The sequence below is a fragment of the Demequina globuliformis genome (assembly GCF_000975155.1).
GTDB lineage: Bacteria > Actinomycetota > Actinomycetes > Actinomycetales > Demequinaceae > Demequina > Demequina globuliformis.
The window spans coordinates 458096-481902 of record NZ_BBRG01000001.1 but is presented as its reverse complement, the minus strand read 5'-3'; the positions used below and the strand labels follow the sequence as shown (position 1 = coordinate 481902).

21 protein-coding genes and 1 riboswitch are annotated in these 23807 nt (G+C 66.3%); of the genes, 13 read left to right on the top strand and 8 right to left on the bottom strand.

Annotated elements, in window-relative coordinates; all coding sequences use genetic code 11:
• The first annotated feature begins 60 nt into the window (after positions 1-60).
• Together AOP75_RS02195 and AOP75_RS02190 are read left to right on the top strand one after the other, a co-directional pair.
• Positions 61-1455 (top strand): choice-of-anchor A family protein, encoded by a 1395-nt coding sequence (locus tag AOP75_RS02195; protein WP_062076724.1) that lies wholly within the window; start codon positions 61-63, stop codon positions 1453-1455.
• Between the two features lie 87 nt (positions 1456-1542).
• Positions 1543-2313, top strand: a complete 771-nt coding sequence (locus tag AOP75_RS02190; protein ID WP_062076723.1) for a DUF4190 domain-containing protein — start codon at positions 1543-1545, stop codon at positions 2311-2313.
• An 81-nt stretch (positions 2314-2394) separates the two neighbouring features.
• Here the strand turns inward: AOP75_RS02190 and AOP75_RS02185 are convergent, their stop codons facing one another.
• From AOP75_RS02185 to sdhC, 4 genes are read right to left on the bottom strand one after another with little or no spacing between them, the layout of a single operon-like run.
• Positions 2395-3162, bottom strand: a complete 768-nt coding sequence (locus AOP75_RS02185; RefSeq protein ID WP_062076722.1) for a succinate dehydrogenase iron-sulfur subunit — start codon at positions 3160-3162, stop codon at positions 2395-2397.
• A 13-nt stretch (positions 3163-3175) separates the two neighbouring features.
• The gene (gene sdhA, locus AOP75_RS02180) at positions 3176-4951 is read right to left on the bottom strand and encodes a succinate dehydrogenase flavoprotein subunit (protein WP_062076721.1); all 1776 of its coding nucleotides are present in this window, start codon (positions 4949-4951) and stop codon (positions 3176-3178) included.
• Positions 4948-5400, bottom strand: coding sequence for a succinate dehydrogenase hydrophobic membrane anchor subunit (locus tag AOP75_RS02175; protein ID WP_062076720.1), 453 nt, complete (start codon positions 5398-5400; stop codon positions 4948-4950). The genes sdhA and AOP75_RS02175 overlap by 4 nt, the downstream gene beginning before the upstream one ends.
• Positions 5400-5774: a succinate dehydrogenase, cytochrome b556 subunit gene (gene sdhC / locus AOP75_RS02170; protein WP_269078801.1), complete on the bottom strand. Its 375-nt coding sequence runs from the start codon at positions 5772-5774 to the stop codon at positions 5400-5402. The genes AOP75_RS02175 and sdhC overlap by 1 nt, the downstream gene beginning before the upstream one ends.
• Before the next feature lie 52 nt (positions 5775-5826).
• On the opposite strand from sdhC, the gene AOP75_RS02165 reads away from it, so the two are divergent.
• The 9 genes from AOP75_RS02165 to AOP75_RS02125 all read left to right on the top strand — a co-directional run bounded on the left by AOP75_RS02165 (position 5827) and on the right by AOP75_RS02125 (position 16252).
• Complete coding sequence (locus AOP75_RS02165; protein WP_062076719.1) at positions 5827-6912, top strand: mannose-1-phosphate guanylyltransferase; 1086 nt, start codon at positions 5827-5829, stop codon at positions 6910-6912.
• 141 nt (positions 6913-7053) lie between these two features.
• Complete coding sequence (locus AOP75_RS02160; protein ID WP_062076718.1) at positions 7054-8127, top strand: BMP family lipoprotein; 1074 nt, start codon at positions 7054-7056, stop codon at positions 8125-8127.
• A gap of 119 nt (positions 8128-8246) precedes the next feature.
• Positions 8247-9764: an ABC transporter ATP-binding protein gene (locus AOP75_RS02155; protein WP_062076717.1), complete on the top strand. Its 1518-nt coding sequence runs from the start codon at positions 8247-8249 to the stop codon at positions 9762-9764.
• The gene (locus AOP75_RS02150; RefSeq protein WP_083966627.1) at positions 9761-11101 is read left to right on the top strand and encodes an ABC transporter permease; all 1341 of its coding nucleotides are present in this window, start codon (positions 9761-9763) and stop codon (positions 11099-11101) included. Before AOP75_RS02155 ends, AOP75_RS02150 begins: the two co-directional genes overlap by 4 nt.
• Complete coding sequence (locus AOP75_RS12775) at positions 11098-12396, top strand: ABC transporter permease (protein ID WP_062076716.1); 1299 nt, start codon at positions 11098-11100, stop codon at positions 12394-12396. The genes AOP75_RS02150 and AOP75_RS12775 overlap by 4 nt, the downstream gene beginning before the upstream one ends.
• Before the next feature lie 10 nt (positions 12397-12406).
• Positions 12407-12808 (top strand): cytidine deaminase, encoded by a 402-nt coding sequence (locus AOP75_RS02140; protein WP_062076715.1) that lies wholly within the window; start codon positions 12407-12409, stop codon positions 12806-12808.
• On the top strand, positions 12805-14127 hold the full coding sequence (locus AOP75_RS02135) for a thymidine phosphorylase (protein ID WP_062076714.1): 1323 nt from the start codon (positions 12805-12807) through the stop codon (positions 14125-14127). Before AOP75_RS02140 ends, AOP75_RS02135 begins: the two co-directional genes overlap by 4 nt.
• Positions 14128-15144, top strand: coding sequence for a hypothetical protein (locus AOP75_RS02130; protein WP_062076713.1), 1017 nt, complete (start codon positions 14128-14130; stop codon positions 15142-15144). It abuts the gene before it with no gap.
• A gap of 40 nt (positions 15145-15184) precedes the next feature.
• Positions 15185-16252, top strand: coding sequence for an adenosine deaminase (locus tag AOP75_RS02125; protein WP_062076712.1), 1068 nt, complete (start codon positions 15185-15187; stop codon positions 16250-16252).
• A gap of 55 nt (positions 16253-16307) precedes the next feature.
• Here AOP75_RS02125 and AOP75_RS02120 read toward each other — a convergent pair whose 3' ends face one another.
• Positions 16308-16622 carry a DMT family transporter gene (locus AOP75_RS02120; RefSeq protein WP_062076711.1) on the bottom strand — a complete coding sequence of 105 codons (315 nt, stop codon included), beginning with the start codon at positions 16620-16622 and terminating at the stop codon, positions 16308-16310.
• A 9-nt stretch (positions 16623-16631) separates the two neighbouring features.
• A riboswitch (guanidine-III (ykkC-III) riboswitch) is annotated at positions 16632-16696 on the bottom strand.
• 145 nt (positions 16697-16841) lie between these two features.
• Between AOP75_RS02120 and deoC the strand changes: the two genes are divergently transcribed.
• The gene (gene deoC, locus AOP75_RS02115) at positions 16842-17540 is read left to right on the top strand and encodes a deoxyribose-phosphate aldolase (protein WP_062076710.1); all 699 of its coding nucleotides are present in this window, start codon (positions 16842-16844) and stop codon (positions 17538-17540) included.
• Between the two features lie 330 nt (positions 17541-17870).
• Here deoC and AOP75_RS02110 read toward each other — a convergent pair whose 3' ends face one another.
• A complete protein-coding gene (locus AOP75_RS02110) occupies positions 17871-19586 on the bottom strand; it encodes a phospho-sugar mutase (protein ID WP_062076709.1) in 1716 nt (571 codons plus the stop codon).
• A complete protein-coding gene (locus AOP75_RS02105; RefSeq protein ID WP_062076708.1) occupies positions 19583-20383 on the bottom strand; it encodes a purine-nucleoside phosphorylase in 801 nt (266 codons plus the stop codon). The genes AOP75_RS02110 and AOP75_RS02105 overlap by 4 nt, the downstream gene beginning before the upstream one ends.
• A gap of 62 nt (positions 20384-20445) precedes the next feature.
• On the opposite strand from AOP75_RS02105, the gene AOP75_RS02100 reads away from it, so the two are divergent.
• The gene (locus AOP75_RS02100) at positions 20446-21849 is read left to right on the top strand and encodes an NAD(P)H-quinone dehydrogenase (RefSeq protein WP_062078315.1); all 1404 of its coding nucleotides are present in this window, start codon (positions 20446-20448) and stop codon (positions 21847-21849) included.
• A 7-nt stretch (positions 21850-21856) separates the two neighbouring features.
• Here AOP75_RS02100 and AOP75_RS02095 read toward each other — a convergent pair whose 3' ends face one another.
• The gene (locus AOP75_RS02095; protein WP_062076707.1) at positions 21857-23788 is read right to left on the bottom strand and encodes an endonuclease/exonuclease/phosphatase family protein; all 1932 of its coding nucleotides are present in this window, start codon (positions 23786-23788) and stop codon (positions 21857-21859) included.
• Positions 23789-23807 lie beyond the last annotated feature (19 nt).

Here is a 23807-nt window from a genome sequence, read left to right as displayed (position 1 = left end):
GTGGCTCTGCCAATATTCTCAATGGTGAGATCACTACTGCAGAATTAGTACAATTCGGGCATGCATGCTGTCCCCACAGGCAATCGCACCCGAGCGTGGCGTGGCCCCCTCGTCGCTGCCACGGCCATCGGTCTCGCCATCGGTACCACCTCCATGGTGAGCGCAGTCATGGTTGACGACAACACGCCGCTCGACCCCTGTCTGGGGGACGAGTGCCCCGGTTCGTACAGTCCTCCGCATAACGGTGCGTACTTGGGATTCGATGACGGCGTCAGCATCTTCGCCGGCGGTGACTTCTCCATTGGCCAGGCAGCGGCGGAGGCGGAAGGGAATGTGGTTGTCCTCGGCGACGCCACGTTTGATAAGGGCCAGGGCGTGTACAACCTCGGTACCGCTGGCGTCGGATCCCGCGTGCCGCCTCCCAATAACTCCACCATGCTGACCGTCGGCGGTGACCTCACTGTGGCGCAGGGGACCGATCTCCACGTGGGCCAGCCGGACCTCGTTGGCAACGTCAATGTGGGTGGAACCGCCTCTGGGACGATCACTCAGGTCGCGCCCGGCACCGTCACCGAGAGCGTCGATGTGGCCTCGGTATGGGCCGCACGACGTGCGAACGTCACCGCGCTCTCGCAGTGCTTGGCAGCGCAGGCGCCCACAGGCACCGTGCAGGAAGACGACGGCGGAACCGTGACCTTCACAGGTTCCGGCGCCCAGATCGAGGTCTTTGAGGTGACTGCGGAGTCTGTGACAGCCGACTGGGGCGCCGTTCTCGCCGCAGAAAATTTGGCGGGCACCGAGACAGTCATCGTGAATGTGACTTCCTCCAACCCCGTCGATTTCCAGCTCAACGGCACCGTCGGTGGTGTGGATCAGGCGGAAATCAACGCGTCACAGCGCATCGTGTTCAACTTTCCACAATCCACTGACGTGACGTTGAGCGGCTCCGTGATTCCGGGCTCGGTCCTGGTGGGACAGGAAGCGTCGACGACCCACATCAACGCCAACCAACTCAACGGACGCACTGAGGTCGCCGGCTCACTCGAGCATGGGTTGACGACGACGAATACCGGCCTCGAAGTCCACGCGTACCCCTTCACCGGACCGTTGCCGTCGTGCGACGAGACCCCAAGCCCGACCACCACGCCAAGCCCGACCACCACACCGTCCCCGACTACTACACCGAGCCCGACCACCACACCGAGCCCGACCACCACACCAAGCCCGACCACCACACCAAGCCCGACCACCACGCCAAGCCCGACCACCACGCCAAGCCCGTCTACTACGCCGAGCCCGTCTGCGTCCCCGTCGGAGACTCCCAGCCCGGAGCCGACGCAGAGCACGTTGCCTGCCACCGGAGCCGACGCTGACCAGTCAGCATTGATGGTGCTCGTCGCGGGAACGTTGCTCGCCCTGGGCCTCAGCGCGCTGGTGGTCGCCCGCAGGCGCTAGCCCGCACGGAACATGTGTCGGGGGTAGCGCGTAACGGCCGTGTACCAGTAGATTCCGTGAGGTCGAGTGCCTACTGAGGAGATCTGCGTGACCGAATACGACCCCTTCTTGCGTCCCAAGGACGGCTCGCAGCCCGCCCAGACCCCGCAGGCTTCCCACGAACAAAGCAACCCACCGCAGCAGTTCCAGCCCGAGACTTCGTGGCCGGCGCCTGCCGAGCAGGCCGACCGCGACGCAGGGGCGACTCCTTGGGTGGCCACGCCCGCACCTGGCGTCCAAGCACCAGCCACCCCCATGTACCAGCAAGGTGAGCCCTACGCGCCTGGCGCCACGTATGCGCCGCCGCAGGCCCCGCAGCCACCGGTCTATGGGGCGCCGCAGGGCTACGGTGCCGCGCCGGCGAGTGCGCCCACCACGAGCGGTGACTACGACGGTGTCTCGATCGGCGCCTTGGTGACAGGGCTGCTATCGATGGGCCCTGTCGCCGTAGTGCTCGGCGCAATCGGCCTGCGACGCACGGCTGGCGGCCAGCGCAAGGGCACGTGGATGGCTGTCACCGGTGTGGTGCTCGGCGTCCTGGCATGCATGGTGTGGACAGCCGTCATCACCGCCGCGATCACGGCCACGCAGGCCTACGTGGAGCCCATCGGCAGCGAGCTGGGCGACTTCTTCGACAGTGACCAGGCCTACGGCGATGACGCGGACCTCGACGCCCTGTACGACCAGTGCGAGGCGGGGGACAACGGTGCCTGCAACGAACTGTACTGGGCCTCCGATTTTGGCTCCGAGTATGAGTCCTTCGCGGAGACCTGCGGCGGCCGCGAGGCCACTCCCATGGGTGGCTACTGCGAAGAGTAGGCGCTGCGCGCAGTCGCGATACCAGCACAAAGGCCGGGTGAGGACTCCTCACCCGGCCTTCACGCTGTCACGCTGACGAGGCTAGATTTCACCCGTGTTGAGCGCGTGCTTGACCTCAGAGATCGCCTTGGTGACCTCGATGCCACGCGGGCAGGCCTCGGTGCAGTTGAATGCCGTGCGGCACTTCCACACCCCGGCCTTGTCGTTGAGGATCTCCAGACGGTCCCACTCGCCCTCATCACGGGAGTCGAAGATGAACCGGTGGGCGCCCACGATGGCCTGCGGGCCAAAGTACTGGCCGTCCGTCCAGAACACCGGGCAGCTCGTCGTGCACGCGGCGCACAGGATGCACTTGGTGGTGTCGTCAAAGCGAGCGCGGTCCTCAGGGGACTGGAGGCGCTCGCGCTCAGGAGCGGTACCCGTCGTCATGAGGAAGGGCATGATCTCGCGGTAGGAGGCGAAGAACGGCTCCATGTCCACGATGAGGTCCTTCTCCACTGGCAGGCCCTTGATGGGCTCGACCATGATGGGCTTGGCGGGGTTGAGGTCCTTGAGCAGCGTCTTGCAGGCAAGGCGGTTGCGGGCATTGATGCGCATGGCATCCGAGCCACACACGCCGTGCGCGCAGGAGCGGCGGAAGGCCAGTGAGCCGTCTTGCTCCCACTTGATCTTGTGCAACGCGTCCAGCACGCGGTCGGTGGCGTGCGCCTCGACCGTGAACTCTTCCCAGTACTCAGTCCCCGCTTCGCGGCCGTCGAGGCCGTCGGGGTCAAAGCGCAGGATCTTCAGCGTCACCGTCATCGACGGGATGGCGCCTGCCTCGGCGGGCTTCTCAGCGGTAGCGGTCATCTCCCCATCCCTCCTAGTACTTGCGTTCCATGGGCTGGTACTTGGTCACCACGACCGGCTTCCAGTCCAAGTCCACGGTGCCGTCGGCACGCTTGTAGGCCATGGTGTGCTGCATGTAGTTCTCGTCATCACGCGTGGGGAAGTCCTCGCGGTAGTGACCGCCGCGGGATTCCTTCCGACCCTCGGCGCCAGCGATCACGACCTCGGAAAGCTCCAATAGGAAGCCCAACTCGATCGCCTCAAGCAGGTCCGTGTTGAAGCGCGTGCCGCGGTCGTGGATCGCGACGTTCTTGTAGCGCTCCTGCAGTTCCTTGACGACCCCGTGGGCCTCGGCGAGAGAGTCCGACGTGCGGAAGACCTGGACGTTGCGGTCCATCGTCTCTTGAAGCTCCTTGCGGATCTGCGCGACCCGCTCGGTGCCGTCGCCGCCGACGGTCTCGCGCAACTGGGCGACGAGCGCCTCGACCCTGGCGGAGGCATCGGCCGGCAGCTCGGGGGTGACGTCAGTGGCGTTGGCGTACTCCGCGGCGGCAATACCGGCGCGGCGCCCGAACACGTTGATGTCCAGCAGCGAGTTGGTGCCCAGACGGTTGGCGCCGTGCACCGACACGCACGCGCACTCGCCGGCCGCGTACAAGCCCTTGACCACGTGCGTGTTGTCGCGCAGCACCTCGCCCTGAACGTTGGTGGGGATACCGCCCATGGCGTAGTGCGCGGTGGGGAACACGGGGACCGGCTCGGTGTACGGCTCCACACCCAGGTAGGTGCGGGCGAACTCCGTGATGTCGGGCAGCTTCTCGTCGATGTGGCTGGGCTCAAGGTGCGTGAGGTCCAACAGCACGTAGTCCTTGTTGGGGCCGCAGCCGCGGCCCTCGCGCACTTCATTTGCCATCGCGCGCGCCACCATGTCGCGCGGTGCGAGGTCCTTGATCGTGGGGGCGTAGCGCTCCATGAAGCGTTCGCCCTCCGAGTTGCGCAGGATGCCGCCTTCGCCGCGCGCGGCCTCCGACAGCAGGATCCCCAGACCCGCCAGGCCTGTGGGGTGGAACTGGAAGAACTCCATGTCCTCGAGCGGGATGCCGGCACGCAGGGCAATTCCCATGCCGTCACCGGTCAACGTGTGGGCGTTGGAGGTGGTCTTGAACACCTTGCCAGCGCCACCGGTCGCGAAGATCACGGACTTGGCGCGGAAGGTGTGAACCTCACCCGTCGACAACTGGTACGCGACCACGCCAGCGGCAGCCACCTCGCCGTCGTCGCCAGCGGCCTGCGGGTCGCCGTCGAGAATCAGGTCCAGCACGTAGAACTCGTTGAAAAACTCGACTTCCTGCTTGATGCACTGTTGGTACAGCGTCTGCAGGATCATGTGACCGGTGCGGTCCGCGGCGTAGCAGGCGCGACGTACGGCTGCCTCGCCGTGGTTGCGGGTGTGGCCACCAAAGCGACGCTGGTCAACCTTGCCCTCGGGGGTGCGGTTGAAGGGCAGGCCCATCTTCTCGAGGTCCAGGACCGCGTCAACCGCTTCCTTGCACAGGATCTCAGCGGCGTCCTGGTCGACCAGGTAGTCGCCGCCCTTCACGGTGTCAAAGGTGTGCCACTCGGCGTTGTCATCCTCGACGTTGCTCAGCGCCGCAGCCATGCCGCCCTGTGCCGCGCCAGTGTGGGACCGGGTGGGGTACAGCTTGGTAATGACGGCAGTCTTGGCGCGCTGAGAACTCTCCAGCGCCGCGCGCATGCCGGCGCCACCGGCGCCCACGATGACGACGTCGAACTCGTGCTCAGTGGTCATGAGAAGTCCTCACAGAAACTCGGCAGCAGGGATGGGTCGGCGTTTGCGGGGCACGGGTCGAAGGTGAAGAGCACCAAGGTGCCCAGCACGATGATGACGACCGTGGTGATGCGCAGTGCCCACGTCAGGGTCGCGTGCAACCAGGGCTTGCGGGCGTAGTCATCGATGACCATGCGCATGCCGTTGCCGCCGTGCACCATCGCGAGGATGAGCATGGTGAAGTCGAACCACTGCCAGAAGGGGCTGGCGAGCTTGCCTGCGACGAAGGCGAAGTCAATCTGGTTGATGCCGTCGCCCCTGACGAGGTTCACGGTGAGGTGAATCGCGATCAGCGCGATCAGCAGCGCACCGGAGACACGCTGGAAAATCCAGCTCCAGCGGCGGGCGCGCCCGAGGGTGGAGTGGCTGATTGCCTTATTGGGCGCCTTGAGTTCGGGAGCCTGGCTCATCATGCACCTCCGAACGCGTGCATGAAGTGGCGGGGAAGGAAGCCGATCATGATGATGGCGAAGCCGATCCACACCCACCACACGAGCATCTTCTGGCGCCGCAACGCCCAGGTCCACTTGTCGACTGCGATTACACGCAGGCCGTTCAGGGCGTGCAACGAGATGGCGGCGACGAGACCGGCCTCGATCAGTGTGTACAGCGGGGTTTTGTAGTGACCGATCACGGTGTTGTAGGCCTCGGGTGACACGCGCACGAGCGCGGTGTCGAGGACGTGGACAATAAGGAAGAAGAAGATGGCGATACCGGTCGTGCGGTGCACGACCCACATCCACATCCCCTCGGCTCCTCGGTAGAGCGTGGGCGCTGGCGACACGGACTCTCCTTCGAATTCCGGGTTGACTCGCCGTCCATCCTAATGTGGTCGCATGACTCACGATGACAGCGGTCAGGAACCCGTCTCCGACTTTGTGGCAGTAATCCCCGCGGGGGGCATTGGCTCGCGGCTGTGGCCTCTGTCCCAACCTCACCGCCCCAAGTTCCTCATCGACCTGCTCGGATCAGGGACCACGTTGATTCAGGACACCGTCGCGCGCCTCGCGCCGGTAGCGGGCGAGACCCTGGTCGTGACGGGCGAACGTCACGCCCCAGCTGTCGCTCAACAACTTCCTGACCTTGAAGCATCGGCTCTCCTCACCGAGCCGAGCCCCCGTGACTCGATGGCAGCAATCGCGCTTGCCGCCGCGGTCATCGAGCACCGCCACGGGGAACGCATCATGGGGTCGTTCGCTGCGGACCACGTCATCCCCGACGCCGATGCGTTCCGCGAGACGGTGCGGACTGCGATCGCCGCGGCGCGCACCGGCAAGGTCGTGACCATCGGAATTGAGCCGACGGGGCCGTCGAGCGCGTTTGGGTACATCAAGGCCGGCGCGCCGTTGCCTGAGGTGCCGGGCGTGTTCCAGGTGGAGGCCTTCACAGAGAAGCCTGAAGAGGACACTGCAGCACGAATGCTCGCCGCTGGAGGTTACACGTGGAATGCGGGCATGTTCGTGGTGTCGACGACCGTGCTGCTGAACCATCTCGCGACCTTGCAGCCGACTCTTGAAGCAGGCGTGCGCGAGATCGCCGCCGCGTGGGATGGGCCGGACCGGGCGGATGTCCTCACCCGCGTGTGGCCCACGCTCACCAAGATCGCCATTGACCACGCGATCGCGGAACCCGTGGCCGCCTCCGGGGGAGTCGCGACCCTTCCTGGGTCATTCGAATGGCACGACGTTGGCGACTTCGACTCGCTTGCGCACCTGCTGGAGGCCGATGCCTCAGGCACCCTGGCTAGTCAGCGCACCGCGGCCGTGGCCGCGGTCGATTCCGAGTCTCCCGTGGTGATTGGCGGCACCAAGCCGGTCGCGGTGGTGGGCATTGATGACGCGGTCATTGTCGAGACCGACGAGGCGATCTTGGTGACGCGCCGGTCTGTGGCCCAGCGGGTGAAGGATGTCCGGTTTCCCTAAAACCGCCTGCCAGATTGATACAGAACCGTTGCCTCGCCGGCACCATACTGACCTGTAGCGGAAACATTTCCTGCGTAGCATTGTGAGCAACGCAACAGCCTGGCGTACCCAACAGGTCATTCGATAGTGAGGAAGCTACAGATGCGCAATTCGATTCGCATTGGTGCAGTGGCGGCAGCGTCCGCCCTTGTCTTGGCAGCGTGTGGTTCTGCCCCTGAGGAAGAGACCAGCGCCGAGTCGACGACCGACGCCACCACGGAGGCCGCCGAGTCGATCGATTTCAAGGCGTGCATGGTTTCTGACGCGGGCGGCTTCGATGACGCTTCGTTCAACGAGTCGGCATACAACGGCCTGGTGCGCGCAGGCGACGAGCTCGGTGTTGAGATCGCTCAGGCCGAGTCCACCGCCGAGTCCGACTACGGCCCCAACCTTGAGGCCCAGGTTGCTGCAGGCTGTGACCTGATCATCACCGTCGGCTTCCTGCTGGGTGACGCGACTGCTGAGGCAGCTGCCAACAACCCCGACGTGAACTTCGCGATCGTCGACTTCGGCTACGACGAGCCCATCGAGAACGTGAAGCCCATGTTCTTCGAGACCGACGAGGCGGCGTTCCTCGCGGGCTACGCGGCCGCTGGCGCGTCGCAGACTGGCACGCTTGGCACCTTCGGTGGTGTGAACATCCCGACCGTGTCGATCTTCATGGACGGCTTCCTCGCGGGCGCCAACAAGTACAACGAGGACATGGGCGGCTCCGTCTCGGTTCTCGGTTGGGACGGCTCGGACGGCTCGTTCACCGGTGACTTCGACGACCAGACCAAGGGCCAGAACACCACGCAGGGCTTCCTTGACCAGGGTGCGGACATCGTGATGCCCGTCGCGGGTCCCGTGGGTCTGGGTGCCGCCTCGGCCGTGCAGTCGGCTGGCGACGCCTGGCTCGTGGGTGTGGACTCCGACTGGACCGAGTCCGCTCCTGAGTACGCCGACATCATCCTGACCTCGGTGCTCAAGAACATCTCCAACGCAGTGTTCGACACGATCGACCAGGCTGCCGGCGACGGCTTCACCAACGAGCCCTACGTGGGCACGCTGGAGAACGAGGGCGTTGGCATCGCGGAGTTCCCCGAGGGCGTTGTGCCCGAGGAGGTCACCGCGGAGCTTGAGACCCTGCGTGAGGGCATCATCGCGGGTGAGATCGAGCCTTCGACGGCCGGCTAACACACCAGCATGTGAGCCGCGAGCTCACTCCACGCGAGGGGCGTGCCGCGTAGACGCGGTACGCCCCTCGTGCTTGACTTGAGGGACCAGCATCGGCGCAGGTCCTAGAAGGAGACAGCGTGAAACTCGAACTACGCGAGATCACCAAGAAGTTCGGCGACTTCACCGCGAATGACGCCATCAGCATCACTGTGGAATCGGGAACCGTCCACGCGCTTCTGGGCGAGAACGGCGCCGGAAAGTCCACCCTCATGAACGTCCTGTTCGGCCTCTACGACGCGGATGGGGGTCAGATCCTGCTCGACGATGAGCCGGTGGTCTTCTCCGGTCCAGGTGAGGCGATGGCGGCCGGCATCGGCATGGTCCACCAGCACTTCATGCTCGTGCCGCCGTTTACCGTCGCGGAGAACGTGATGCTGGGCCACGAGCAAGTCACCGGCCCAGCAAAGCTTTTGGACGTCGAAGCAGCGCGCGCGAAGGTGCGCGAGATCTCCGATCGCTTCAACTTCCACGTCGACCCCGATGCTGTGGTCGAGGACCTGTCCGTCGGCGCTCAACAGCGCGTCGAGATCATCAAGGCGCTGTCTCGCGACGCCAAGGTGCTCATTCTGGACGAACCCACGGCAGTGTTGACCCCACAAGAGACCGATGAACTCTTGGAGATTGTGGGGCAGCTGCGTGATTCCGGTACGGCCGTGGTGCTCATTACCCACAAACTCCGCGAGGTCCAGGCCATCGCGGACACCATCACGGTGATCCGGCGCGGCAAGGTCGTCGGTACGGCCGAGCCCACGGATTCACAGGAGCAACTGGCGTCCTTGATGGTGGGCCGCGACGTGTCCATGACTGTGGAGAAGGACGAGGCGTCGCCGGGCGACGTGGTTCTCGAGGTCTCCGACCTCACCGTGGTGGACCCGGCCACCCACATCACGCTGCTCAACGGCGTGTCACTTGAGGTCAAGGCTGGGGAGATTCTCGCAGTCGCTGGCGTGCAAGGCAACGGCCAGACTGAGCTGGCGGAAGCGATCCTTGGCGTCGTCGAAACCAAGAGCGGCTCCGTGTCGCTCCAGGGCGAGAAGCTGACGGGCAAGACCATCCGCCAGGTGCTGGACGCCGGCGTGGGGTTCGTCCCCGAGGACCGCACCGAGGACGGCGTCGTCGCCTCGTTTACGGTGGCGAATAACCTCATCCTCGACCTGTACGACCGCGAGCCCTACTCGCGTGCAGGCGCGATCAAGCCTTCCGTGGTGAAAGAGCATGCGGAAACGCAGGTGGAGAAGTTCGATGTGCGCACAACGTCCATCAACGCGTTGACCGGCTCGCTGTCGGGCGGTAACCAGCAGAAGGTGGTGCTCGCTCGCGAACTCGCGCGCGATCTCAAGGTACTGATCGCGTCCCAGCCCACGCGCGGGCTGGACGTGGGCTCGATCGAGTTTGTCCACAAACGCATCATCGAAGAACGTGACAAGGGAGTTGCGGTCATCATCGTGAGTTCGGAACTGGACGAGGTGTACGCGCTCGCGGACCGCATTGCGGTGATGTACCACGGCGAAATTGTCGACATCGTGTCGCCCGACACTGACCGCGACACGATGGGGCTGATGATGGCCGGCGCACACGAGGAGGACGCTGCATGAGCGACTCGACCGCACCCCGCCCGGGTGACGACGACGCAGGAAACGACAAGGCCGCGAGCGACACCACCGCAGGCGGTGCGGCGGCTGACGGCGCGGCAGTCGAGACGCAAACGCCCAAGCCCGAGGGCACGGGCGGACCGACCAGCCCCGCGGACACCGAGGGAGCGCCTCGCTCGCAGAGCGTCCTGCGACAGATCCTCGAGAGCTCCACGCTCGTGGTCGTCATGGCAGTCGTTGCCGCGCTGCTCATCGCAGGCATCTTGATTTGCTTCGCCGACGAAGACGTCCGCGCGGCCGCGGGCTACTTCTTCTCGCAGCCCGGGGACACCTTCTCCGCAATCGGCGACGCGCTCGGCGGGGCCTATAGCGCGATCTTCCAAGGCGCCGTGGTGAACTTCCAGGCCAACGACTTTGTCGGCTTCATCAAGCCGTTCACGCAGACCCTCACCATGGCTACGCCGCTGTTGTTCGCTGGCCTTGGCCTGGGTATTGGTTTCCGCGCTGGTCTGTTCAACATTGGTGCTCAAGGACAGCTGCTGATCGGTGCCACGCTTGGTGCGTACATCGGCTTCGCGTTCCACCTGCCGTTCCCCATCCACCTGCTGCTCGCGGTCGTGGGTGCGGCGCTCGGTGGAGCGGTGTGGGGCTTCATTCCCGGATTCCTGAAGGCACGCACTGGAGCACACGAGGTGATCGTCACGATCATGCTCAACTACATTGCGCTCTACCTCGTTGCCTACCTGTTGACGCGTGAAGCGTTCCAACGCGAGGGGTCCAACAACCCCATCTCACCGATCGTCGACGAGAGCGCGCAGTACCCGTTGCTACTGGGCGACAACTTCAACCTTCACTGGGGATTTGTGCTCGCGCTCGGTGGCGCGTGGTTTGCCTGGTGGTTGATGGAGCGGTCGACGCTCGGCTTCGAGCTCCGCGCCGTGGGCGCGAACAGTCACGCGGCCCGTACTGCGGGAATGAACGTCTCGAAGGCGTACATCCTTGTCATGGTGATCGCGGGTGCGTTCGCCGGCTTGGCGGGATCTGCGCAGGTGCTGGGAACAGAGAAGGTGCTCACGACGGCGACGGCGGGATCCATCGGATTCGACGCCATTACTGTCGCCCTGCTCGGCCGTTCGCGTCCGCTCGGCACGGTGTTTGCCGCGATCCTCTTCGGTGGTCTTCGAGCTGCAGGTCCGACCCTGCAGGTTCAAGCCGGACTGCCCGTTGACATCGTCCTTGTCATCCAGGCGCTCATTGTGCTGTTCATCGCCGCTCCACCGTTGATTCGGTCGATGTTCCGCTTGCCTGCCCCCACCCACGAGAAGGAGGTGGCGGCATGAGCGCCACGGTGACGGAACACAGCCCCACGCCTCAGCAGGGCAAGGGTCCCCAGCCAGCCGAGACCAAGTCGTGGAAGGCCACCATTGGCCTCAGCGTGGTCGCGGTGCTCTCGCTACTGCTGTTCGGCCTGACGACGCCATCGGGCGTCCAGACCACCTTTACGGTGGCCACCAGCTCCGACTTCATCACGCTGCCCAGCATCACCGTGCCGGCACGTGCTGCGGCCGTGGTGCTGTCGGTGGTCGCGATCCTGCTGGCCGCGTACGTCGGCTTCCGGGCCAACCAGTTCCGCAAGGTGGGCATCTGGCTGCCCATTGTGTTCGGGATGGCCGTGCTAGGGGCCCTCCTGACGTGGGCCGGTGCCGACCGCTCGGGCACAACGATCCAGCTCACCGGATTGCTGACGTCCGCGCTGTTCCTCGCCGTGCCCCTGGTGTTCGGTTCTTTGGCCGGAACGCTGTGCGAGCGCTCGGGAATCATCAACATTGCGATTGAGGGCCAGCTGTTGGCCGGAGCCTTCCTCGCGGCGCTCGTGGGGTCGATGGCGGGCAATGCGTACGTCGGTCTCATCGCGGCCCCGATTGCCGGCGCACTCGTCGGACTCTTGCTCGCGATCTTCGCGACCAAGTACTGGGTCAACCAGATCGTGGTGGGCGTGGTGCTCAACATGTTGGTGATCGGTCTGACGAGCTTCTTCTTCTCCACGATGATGACGGATGACCCGAGCCTCAACCGCGCGTTGTCGCTGCCGCAAATCGACATCCCGCTGCTGGCGTCGATCCCGATCATCGGCCCCGTGTTGTTCCAGCAGAACCTGCTTGTGTACATCATGTACGTCGTGGTGATTGTCCTGCAGATCATGCTGTTCAAGTCCCGCTGGGGCTTGCGCGTTCGCGCCGTCGGCGAGCACCCCAAGGCTGCAGACACCGTTGGCATCAAGGTCAACCGCACTCGAGTGCGCAACACTGTGCTCGGTGGTGCGGTCGCCGGGCTCGGAGGCGCGTTCTTCACCGTCGCCTCGGGGCTGGCCTTCGGCAAGGAAATGACGGCAGGTAAGGGCTATATCGCCCTGGCGGCGATGATCCTCGGCCGGTGGAGCCCGCGTGGCGCGCTGGCTGCAGCACTGCTGTTCGGATTCGCGGATGCCTTGCGCGTGCAGTTCGGCATCATCGGCTCCGCTATCCCATCGGAGTTCTTGTCGATGCTCCCGTACCTTGTCACCATCCTTGCCGTGGCCGGCCTGGTGGGTGTCTCTCGCCCACCAGCCGCTGAAGGTATCCCGTACAAGAAGTAGGAGGCCCCACGTGCCCGACATCGATTGGGAGGGGTTGCGGGCTGCTGCGCGCGACGCCGCCACGCGCGCATACGTGCCGTACTCGAAATTCCCCGTGGGGGTGGCGGCACTCACGGACACCGGCGCCACCGTGGTTGGTGCGAACGTCGAGAACGCCAGTTACGGTCTCACTCTGTGCGCCGAGTGCGCACTGGTGTCGAAGCTCCACACCGACCAGCTCGGTTCCCGCCTGGTGGCGTTCACGTGTGTGGACGGCAACGGCGAGATTCTGGCGCCGTGTGGACGGTGCCGCCAATTGCTGTTCGAACACGGTGGCCGCGCCCTGTTGGTAGAAACCGCGGGCGGCGTGGTCACCATGGAAGAGATGTTGCCCGGCGCGTTCGGGCCCGAGGATTTGGAGAAGGTGCAGTGACCGAAGCAGGTACGACGGAATCCCACGACGCTGTCGACGTCATCCGCACCAAGCGCGACGGTGGAGTGCTCGCCGATGACCAGATTGATTGGGTGATCGACGCGTACACCCGTGGCGCGGTGGCGGACGAGCAGATGAGTTCGCTCGCGATGGCGATCCTCCAGCGCGGCATGACGCGTGCGGAGATTGCACGGTGGACCCACGCGATGATCAATACCGGTGAACGGCTCGACTTCTCTGGTCTGGGCGCGCCCACCGCGGACAAGCACTCCACTGGGGGTGTAGGAGACAAGATCACTTTGCCGCTGGCGCCGTTGGTCGCGGTCTACGGCGTTGCCGTGCCGCAGCTGTCAGGCCGGGGCCTGGGGCACACGGGAGGCACCCTCGACAAGCTCGAGTCCATTCCGGGCTGGCGCGCGGCTCTCAGCAATGACGAGATGATGGACCAGTTGCGGGACGTCGGAGCCGTCATCTGCGCCGCAGGCTCGGGGCTGGCGCCCGCCGACAAAAAGCTGTACGCGTTGCGTGACGTGACGGGCACAGTTGAGGCGATCCCCCTGATCGCCTCCTCGATCATGTCGAAGAAGATCGCCGAAGGGACCGGGGTGCTCGTTCTCGACGTCAAGGTCGGCTCCGGCGCCTTCATGAAGGACATCGAGTCCGCTCGCGAACTGGCAGAGACCATGGTGAACCTCGGCACCGATGCTGGCGTCAAGACGTCCGCCTTGCTGACGGACATGAACACCCCGCTGGGGCGCGCGATCGGAAACGGACTCGAGGTCACGGAGTCCGTCGAGGTGCTCGCAGGTGGCGGCCCAGCAGACGTGGTGGAGCTCACGGTTGCCTTGGCACGCGAAATGCTGGCCGGCGCTGGGGTCACCGACGTGGACCCAGCCGACGCTCTCAAGGACGGCCGCGCCATGGATGCATGGCGCCGGATGATCGAGGCGCAGGGAGGCGACGCTGACGCCCCGATGCCGGACGCGCCTCACACCCACCAGGTCCTTGCCGAACGCGACGGAGTCGTGAGCCGCGTCGATGCCCTGGGCACAGGCGTCGCCGCGTGGCGCCTAGGCGCTGGCCGCGCCCGCAAGGAAGACCCAGTCCAAGCATCGGCCGGAATCACCGTGCACCGCACCGTGGGTGAGACCGTCCGTAAGGGCGAGCCCATCCTCACCCTCCACACCGAGACGGAGTCCCGCATGCCCCGCGGGTTGCAGGCGCTCGCGGACGCGTGCGACGGCGCCGGCGCCATCGAGGTCGCAGACACCGCCCCAGAACGTCGGATCATCCTGGAGACGCTCGGAACGGTGTCCTAAATGCCGTGGACCCTCACGTCGCTCGCCGCTCGCACCGCGGGCAAAGTCGGCCTGCGGGGCTCCTGGGCTAAGCCCTACGCGGCGTCGCACGCGGCAGGTCTGGCCCAGCGTGGCCCCCGCCGCGACGGCGACACGGTGTTTGCGCGCTCCTACGCGCGGCGCATGGCCACGCTCTCGGCAGCGGACCGCAAGGCGCTCGATGCCGCGCGTGCGGAGATGGTCACGGATGCCGACGTCCTGGAGAGGGTCCTTGCTTCCGGTGCCACCGTCACGGCCGCTGCCGGCCTCGCGGCCGCATGGGAGCGCCTGCCAGAAACCGCGAAAGACGTCGTGCGCGCCCCCACCGGCACCGGCATCGGCCCTCTCAAACTGGGATCCATCAAAGCGACCCAAGTGGACTCCACGACGTGCGGCGCGGCGGTCATGGGCATGATGGCGATGACCGGGGACCCGCTGCTCGCGGCTTGGGTGATGACGGGCCGCGTATTCGGTGACCACCTGCCACCGGAGGCGCTCGCGGTCACCCTTCACGAGGACAATCCGCGCACCATCGACGAGCGGTGGAGCGCGTTGCAGCGCGTCCTGCACCGCGAAACGACCGCGCGTGGGCTCGTCGTCGCACCGTGGCCGCGCAAGTTCGGCACGCCTCCATGGCGCGTCGACAACCACACCCGCTTCGCGGGCGTACGGTTCCACTCGGCGATGCTGGACGACTGCGACCCCGCCGTGATGGACGCCGCGATCGCGCATGCCAGCGCCGCACTCCGCGACGGCATCCCGGTGCCGATGTTCACCGGGGGAGACTCGTCGCTGGGAACGGATGCGGTCGTGCCACGGCACGTGGTGTTGCTCGTGGGACGCATCGCCGGGGGCTTCCGCGTATACGAGCCGTCCACCGGACGGGTGCTGCCCCTCGCGGACGAACGCATGGTGGGCGGTGGGTCCCGTGAGCCGGCGCTGGGGCAGTGGACGCGGGTGTCCTGGATGGTGCTTCCGCGCCAACGCCTCAAGCAGTAGACCCACCGCGAGGGTGCGGCCGAGCGACTAGCCTTGGACCATGACACTTTCGTACTCCGACATCGTCGCCCTGCCCAAGGTCGTCCTGCACGACCACCTCGACGGTGGCCTCCGCCCCGCAACCCTGATCGAACTTGCCGCCGAGATCGGCCACGAGCTTCCCTCGACGGACCCGGACGAGCTTGCTCGCATCTTCGCGGAGAACGCCAACTCCGGTGACCTCGTTCGCTACCTCGAGGCCTTTGCCCACACCACCGCTGTGATGCAGACCGAAGAGAACCTACGTCGCGTTGCCCGCGAAGCCGTCGTCGACCTCGCAGACGACGGTGTGATCTATGCCGAGCTCCGCTACGCGCCAGAGCAGCACGTCGCGGGTGGCCTCAGCCTCCAGCAGGTGGTCGAGGCTGTGCAGGCGGGCATCGAGGAGGGCGTGGCCGAGGCCGCCGAGTCCGGCCGCGGCATTCGCGCCGCAGCGCTGCTGGACGCGATGCGTCACCTGGACCGTTCGCGTGAGATTGCGGAGCTGGCAGTGGCCAACCGCGAGCGTTGCTGCGTGGGCTTCGACATCGCCGGACCGGAGTTTGGTTTCCCGGCCTCGAACCACGCGGAAGCCTTCACGTACCTGCGCGAGCAGCACATGCCCGTCACCATTCACGCGGGCGAGGCAGATGGCGCGTCATCGGTGTCCGACGCGCTGATCCAGGGAGCGCGCCGCCTGGGCCACGGCGTGCGCATCTGGGAGGACATCGAGGACTTCGACTCGGACGAGCCGAACCTGGGACACATCGCTCAGCACGCCCTCGACCTGCAGATTCCGCTCGAGTGCTGCCCCACGTCGAATGTGCAGACCGCCGCGGCTGAGTCCATCGAGAAGCACCCCATCCACACGCTGCGTGACCTGGGCTTCGCTGTGACGATCAACACCGACAACCGTTTGGTGTCCGGCGTGACCATGTCGGGTGAGTTCGACGTGCTCGTCCAGGCCGGCTGGACCCGCGAGGACCTGTTGGAGGCCACGCTCAGCGCCGCCTGGGGCGCGTTCCTGCCCTACCAGGAGCGTGGAGACCTCGCCGAGGCCATCCTCGAGGCTTACGGCATCGAACTCTAGCCACCCACGTGAATGCCCCGGGCGAGCGTGTGCTTGCCCGGGGCATTGTCGTGAGTTAGTGCGTGAGCTTGAGCCCGCCCACGCAGGCCACAATGCCCACAATGAGCAGCACCCGCACAATTGAGAAGGGCTCCGCGCCAGTCGACATCGCCCAAATGGCGGTCAGCGCCGCGCCGATCCCCACCCAGATTGCATAGGCGGTGCCCACGGGCAGGGTTTTGAGGGCGTACGCGAGGCCGAACATGCTCGCCACGAGCGCCACCACAAAGATGACGCTGGGCCACAGGCGAGTGAAGCCTTCGCTTCGACTTAGGGCAGTAGCCCAGACAGCCTCAAGGACTCCGGAGGCAATGAGAATGATCCACGGCATGATGACTCCCGTGTGACGTCTTGTCGCGCTGCCGGGTACGTCACCCTCGTCCGGGAGCCAGGTTGGGGCTCTGGGCCCATGCTCGCACGGCGCCGACGCTCGGGCAACGTCGCGCGCTGTGGCGTTGGTCACCATCGCAGCCGTGTGCGTACGCGCGCCTGAGCCCGGCGGGACGTAGGCTGGTAGCAGCACATGCGCCCCCTCACACAAGGAGTTCTGATGACCCTGGCACGAGCCGATCTGGCACAGTACGTCGACCACACTTTGCTCAAGCCGGAGGCCACGCCTGGCGACGTCGAGGCATTGGCGACCGAGGCAGGTGAACTGGGGGTGTTCTCGATCTGCGTCTCGCCCTCGATGCTCCCTGTTTCCACCCCGGCGGGAGTCGCGGTGGCCACGGTGTGCGGCTTCCCGTCGGGCAAACACCACTCGAGCATCAAGGCCGCCGAGGCCGCCCTCAGCATCGCGCAGGGAGCCGACGAGGTGGACATGGTCATCGACGTGGCAGCCGCGATCGAGGGCCGGTTCGACGAGGTGCAGGATGACATCGCAGCCGTACGTGCCGCCGTGCCCACGGACAAGGTGCTCAAGGTCATCATTGAGTCCGCGGCGTTGAGCGACGAGTCGATCGTGGGGGCGTGTCGCGCTGCTGTCGCTGCTGGCGCCGACTTTGTGAAGACGTCGACGGGATTCCACCCCGCCGGCGGCGCGAGCGAGCACGCGGTGCGCCTGATGCGTGAAACGGTGGGCGACGCGCTGGGCGTGAAGGCATCAGGCGGCATTCGCACGGCCGATGCCGCACTGGCCATGATCGAGGCCGGCGCGTCACGATTGGGCTTGTCGGGTACGCGCGCGGTGCTGGATGGCCTGGACGGCTCCGCTTCCGCTAGCGATGGGGAAGAGGCCGGCGGCTACTAACGCCGCGCCCCATCCCGTCGCCCCATCCCCGCCAACCCCGCCATCCCGCCAAATGGCTCCATTTCGCTGTTTTATGGGTGCGTAACGGCCATTTTGTGCCACTTCAGCGGTAGGAGGGGAGCAGCGGCGGGCCGATGCGCGGGTGCCGCCCGTATGGACGGCCACCACGGCATCGGCGCTGGCTGAACCCGGCGTCGGCGCGAAGTCACCAGGGCATCGCACTAAGTCACCACAGCGTCCGCAGGACGCCACCGCGTGAAGTGGCACTTTTCGCCCGTTATGGCCCTCTATAACAGCCAAATGGAGCCATTTGGCGGTGGGAGGGGTGGGTTAGGCGAGGCCTAGGGCCTCCCTGACATCCGTGACGAGAGCGTCCATCGCTGACTCTGCGCGGCTGCGTGCGGCTGCGACGTCTTCGCTGGGCTCTTCCACGACCTCGAGGTACGCCTTGATCTTGGGTTCGGTGCCCGAAGGCCGGATGATCACGCGGGCACCGGACTCTGTCGCCAAGTGCAGTCCATTCGTGGGCGGCAGGCCCTGAAAGCCCTCGTTCATGTCGTCGGTGTGGATGACAGGCGAGCCAGCGAGCGTTGCCGGAGGTTCAGCCAGCAAGCGAGTCATCAGCGCGGGGATCTTCGACAGGTCATCGAAGCGCCCCGACACCTGGCGAGTGAGGTGAACGCCGTACGCGCGCGCAAGGTCATCGATTGCGTCGGCCAGCGTGCGCCCCTGTGCCTTGAGGTCCGCGACATAGTCAGCGATCAGCACGGCCGCGGACACCCCATCCTTGTCGCGCACGAGGTCTGGCGCGACGCAATAGCCCAGCGCCTCCTCGTAGCCGAACACCAGTCCAGGCTCGCGCGCAATCCACTTGAAACCCGTCAGCGTGTGGGCGTGACGCAGTCCGTGCCGCTGTGCAATCCGGCCCAGTTGCTGGGAGGACACAATGGAATTGGCGAGCACGGCACCGGCAGAGTGCTTGCCGCGCGCCGCGATGCGTTCGCCGAGCAGCGAACCCACCACGTCGCCGTGGAGCATGGTCCACTGGCCATCGATCACGGTCGCGACGGCGCACCTGTCGGCGTCGGGGTCATTGGCGATGACCAGGTCCGCGCTCTCCTCCTGAGCGAGGGCCAGCGCGAGGTCGATGGCGCCGGGCTCCTCAGGATTGGGGAAGTCCACCGTCGGAAAGTCCGGGTCGGGCTGCGCCTGCTGAGGCACCGTGTGCACGTTGCCAAAACCGGCGGAGCTGAGCACCGTTTCCACGGCATCGCCGCCCACGCCGTGCAGCGGGGTGAGGACAATCTTGATGTCCCCGCGCGTGCCATCGCCCTGGGGTGCCCCGACGAGCGCAGAGGTCGCCGCGACGTACTGGAAGACCAGGTCGGCGCCAATAGTTTCCCAGCCCTCTGCCGCGCGCGGAACATCAGCGACAGCATGCACCTGACTAATGCGTTCGGCGATCTCCGCGTCAAATGGCGACACGATCTGAGCGCCCTGGCCATCACCAGTGACCACGCGTCCACCCAGGTAAACCTTGTACCCGTTGTCCTGCGGCGGGTTGTGCGAAGCCGTCACCATGACGCCGGCATCGGCGTTCATGGCCCGGGTCGCGTACGCGAGCACAGGAGTGGGAAGTAGGCGTGGCATGACGTGCGCGCGGTGGCCGGCCGCCGTCATCACCGCGGCCGTGTCCAAGGCGAACTGGCGGGAACCATGGCGCGCGTCGAAACCGATCACGACGGTCGCGCTGGGCTTCTCGCCGGCGTCATTGAGTGCGTCCGTGAGGTAGTGAGCGAGGCCGGCAGCCGCACGAATGACCACCGCGCGATTCATGCGGTTGGGGCCAGCACCAAGCGCGCCACGCAGGCCCGCAGTGCCAAACTCCAACATGCCACGGAACCGGTCCTGCAGCTGGTGCACGGCGTCGTCGTAGCCCGCCTCCGCGGCGACAATCAGCGCGTCAAGTTCCTCACGAGTGTCTGCGTCAGGGTCGTCCGCGGCCCACTCGCGGGCGCGATCAATCAGTGCGCTTAGCTCGTTCATCGCATGCGCTCCACAACGTCTGCAAGAAGTCGGGAGATGCGGGGCGCTGCGGCCGCGCCCGCGTCGATCACTTCCTGGTGGTTGAGCGTTTCTCCGCCAATGCCGGCCGCCAGGTTGGTGACGAGGGACAGGCCCAGGATCTCCATGCCGGCCTCGCGTGCCGCGATAGCCTCCAGCGCCGTGGACATGCCCACGAGGTCCGCTCCCAAGATGGCGGCCATCTTGACTTCAGCGGGCGTCTCGTACTGAGGGCCAGTGAACTGCGCGTACACGCCGTCATGGAGGTCGCCGTCGACCTCACGGGCAATGCCGCGCAGGCGGGGGGAGTAGGTCTGAGTCATGTCCACGAACGTCGCACCCTCAAGCGGGGTGGCTCCGGTCAGGTTCAGGTGGTCCGAGAGGAGAACCACCGAGCCGGGGCCAACGTCGGGGTTAGTCGACCCGCATCCATTCGTCAGCACAAGCTGGGTGCAGCCCGCTGCAGCAGCGGTACGCACGCCGTGGGCGACCTTGGCCGCGTCGCGTACTTGATAGAAGTGCTGTCGAGCGCCCAAGACCAAGACGTGGCGGCCGTCGGCCGTTTTCAGCGACCGCAGCGTGGGCTGATGCCCCGCAACGACGTGCCCGGCGAATCCCGGAATGTCGGAGGCAGGTACGGACGCGACTTCCTCGCCGATGAGGTCGGCCGCGCCAGACCACCCCGAGCCCAGCACGAGCGCCACATCGTGACGTTCCACGCCAGTGGCGGCGGCGAGGGCGGCAGCGGCTTCGGATGCAAAGTTGGATGCTTCTGTCATAGACCGAGCGTAGCCCCAATCGGGTGTGCATTGCCTGGTGCGCGTGAGCGACAATGGACACCATGGCTAGCACGCACATCGCGATCATCGGCGGAGGCCCAGGAGGCTATGAGGCGGCGTTGGTGGCCCGCAAGGCCGGGGCCGACGTCACCCTCATTGAACGCCAGGGGATGGGCGGCAACGCCGTTCTCACCGACGTCGTTCCTTCAAAAACCGTGATCGCGACCGCAGAGTGGCGGACCATCGCCGAACGCGCCCCGCAACTGGGCATTCGGGACGCCGCCAGGGTGGGAGGCACCGAGGTAGCCGAACACGTCGTGGACTTGGCGGCCGTCAACAGCCGCGTGTCTGCGCTGGTGGAGAAGCAGTCGTCTGACATCGCGGCACGCATGGCCAAGAACGGCATCGAGGTCGTGCACGGGCGCGGCATGCTGACGACCGGCGGCGGCGTTGAGGTCGACGGCGAGACGCTCGACGCCGACGCGGTGTTGCTCGCGGTCGGTGCGCGCCCGCGCGTAGTCCACGGTGCGGAGCCAGACGGTGAACGCATTCTGACCTGGACGCAGCTCTACCACCTGCAAGAACTGCCCGCACATCTCATCGTGGTCGGTTCAGGCGTGACCGGTGCGGAGTTTGCCGGGGCGTACAGCCTGCTGGGGTCACAAGTGACGCTGGTGTCTTCCGGTGATCGCGTGCTGTCCAAGGAGGACCCCGAGGCAGCCGCGCTGGTACAAGAGTCCTTCGCGCAGCGCGGCATGACCGTGCTGGGAGGGTCGCGCGCCGCGACGGCCGTCAACAACGGCGATTCGGTCACAGTCACCCTCACCGACGGGCGCGAGGTCACCGGCAGCCACTGCCTCATGGCCGTCGGCTCGGTACCCAACACCGAGGAACTGGGTCTGGAGGCGGCTGGCGTGGCTGTCGACCCACGCGGATACATCGAGGTCGACCGTGTCTCGCGGACCTCGGCACGGGGAATCTACGCAGCGGGCGACTGTACCGGCGTGCTGCCTCTCGCCTCGGTGGCGGCTACCCAGGGACGCATCGCCATGGCGCACGCGCTCGGTGACGCCGTGTCCCCGCTCGACCTACGCCACGTGGCCTCCGCGGTGTTCACGACACCTGAGATCGCTACCGTTGGCGCCAGCGAGGCGGAACTCAAGGACCGCGGCATCTTCTACGAAGTGTCGCGGCTTGATCTGGCGCGGAACCCGCGCGCAAAGATGCTCGGCATGGATGGCGGGTTCGTCAAGATCTTCGGCCACACCGTCACCGGCCAGGTCCTCGGAGCTGTCATCGTCGGGTCGCGAGCCAGCGAGCACATCTTCCCCCTCGCGCTCGCGGTGACGCACCACCTCACCGTTGACGACATCGCGGGGACCTTCACCGTCTACCCATCACTGTCGGGCACCACAGCCGAGGTCGCTCGCCGCTTGCACCACCTGGCGGACGCCTCGCGCAACTAGCGCGCGGCTACTCCTCCGCTGGCTCGCCTGCCGGAGCGCCGTCCTCGTCGGTCGCTTCCTGCTCGGCCGCAGCCTCGGGAGCAATGGTCTCGTCCAGCCCGGTGGAGACTCGTGCGGTCAGCGGAAAGTGATCCGACCACGGCAGTTCAAGCATGGTGAAGTCCGAGATCTCGACGCCGCGGCCAAGAATGAAGTCCACGCGGAGCTCACCCTCGTCAAGCGCCGTCTCTGCGGCGCCTCCAGAGGCGGCAGTGAAGTCCTCGTCGAGCAACGTTCCGACGGTCGTGGCGCCCGTCGAGTCCGTCGAGTCCCCGAGGTCGCCGCCAATGACCACGAGCTCGTCGTCACCGAGCCACGCGGCGAGCTGCTGCGCTTGAGCAGCGCGGCCATCGGTGGCCTCTGCCGCCGTGAGCTGGGTTGAGACGTAGGTGGCGCCCATGAAGGACACCGCGACTGCGCCGCGGTCCGGACCGCCGTCGCCGTCCAGCGCGGTCGTCCGGGGCTCCGAGTGCGGCCTGGAGGTCAAGATGGCGTTGCCAGCTTGCGGAGTCTGGGCGCCGCCGTAGACGTAGGGCAGGTCGAGCTCGCCTGCGAGGTACTCGACCATGTCCAGCCCACCCGCGACGAGCGAGCCCCGGTTGACCTCCTGCAGCATCGCGACATCAGGTGCGTGATCGGTGAGCGTGTCCGCCACCTGAGCGGCATTCACGCCGGGCCCCTCGTCACCCGACGGCGTCACGCCGTGATGCACGTTCCACGACAGCACTGAGGGGCTTGCGAGGAAGTTCGCGGAGTAGTTGGATTCTTGCTCGTACGACGCGTGCGTCCACCAGCCCAGTCCCGCCGCGACGATAGCGCCGACGGCGATGCGAGGCAGAACACCGGGGACGGTCGGCCGCTTGGTGGCCTGCCACGACGCCAGTGATGCGGCGACCATGAGCGCGATCCCCGCGGTGGCCATGAGGATGGCGTGGCGAATGGGCAGGTCGCCCATGCGGTCCACCTCCGCCGCGAGGACAGGGATAGCCAACGCCGCGACAAAGCCAAAGGACGCGCCCAGACTGCGCAGAGCCGAGCCCTCGGCGGACCTGATCACGAGGGCAGCGGCAAAGCTCGACAGGCCCGCAGCGGCGGGGAGGGCAATCATGGCTGCAGTGCCGGGCACCAGCGTCGCGACCGCCACGGCCGCCGTACCCACAGCTGCCAGGCCGATGCTCACGCCACCGGGCATGTGGCCGGCGGAGGCCGCGAGACGGGCTCCCAACAGCAGCCCCACCATGGCGAGCACAGCAGCGGCGGAGAGGCGAACATCGGCCTGCGAAGCGACGAAGCCGACGTTCGCAAAGGCATACGTCAAGAGGGCCCAATACAGGCCATACCCCCACCAGCCGCGAGTGTGTGCGGCCGGCTCCACGTCATGACACCGCCACCCATTCAGGACAGCCAACGCGGCGACGCCGGTGAGCGCGGCCCAGCCCCAGGCATCGGCCCTCCAGACTGCGTCCAAGGTGCGCAGCGCCGTCTGCTCCGCGACCGCCGCCGCTCCGCCGAGCGCGGTACCGGCGAGCAGTGCTGGGCCTCCTCCTGCTCCCACCGCCACCCGCGCCGTCAAAATGACGGATGCGAGCGCGAGCGCGAGCACATAGAGGCCGGCGCCGATGAGCCACGGGCCGTCGAGGAGAGGCATCCCCAGCCGCGCCACCGCAGTGAGCGACAGGAGGAACCACACCACATGGCCGTGGGAGAACACGCGAGCGGACAACGACGCCACCCACGCCACGACCGCGCCACCCGCGAGCGTCGCCGCCAATGCAACCATGCCGGGCGCGACACTCGGCTCGGATAGATCCAGAATGAGCGGGCCTGCAGCTCTCAAGGAGTCGAGCAGGATCCAGCTCGCGACAGCGATCAGCCCCAGGGCACGTCGAGCGTCGTTCATGAAAATCACCGTACCCCGG